The sequence below is a fragment of the Streptomyces sp. URMC 126 genome, assembly GCF_051386555.1.
Classification (GTDB): Bacteria; Actinomycetota; Actinomycetes; order Streptomycetales; family Streptomycetaceae; genus Streptomyces.
The window spans coordinates 1-260 of record NZ_JBPQTX010001014.1; the positions used below are offsets into that span (position 1 = coordinate 1).

1 pseudogene is annotated in these 260 nt (G+C 63.1%); it reads right to left on the minus strand.

From position 1 onward, the window contains the following. Positions 1-260: pseudogene (locus ACSNOK_RS34900) on the minus strand (acyltransferase family protein); the annotation flags it as partial.

Genomic DNA, 260 nt, shown 5'->3' on the forward strand with positions numbered 1-260 from the left:
GGGTACGGCGTCCGGCCTCCGGCATCGCCGGAACCGCCCAGGAAGGAGAGCCTCGACTTCCGCGGCTCGGTATTGCGCCGCAATTCCACCACGCTCTTGTTCATGGCGTTCTTCAGCATTCTGCTCACGGGCCGCTCGATGAAGCGGTGAATGCACCAGGCCATCGCGAGCATGAGCGCGGTGATGGCGGGCAGCAGGATCTTGGCGGAGTACCGATCGCGCAGCAGATCGATCAGGGTCAGCCCGATGAACATGTGAAT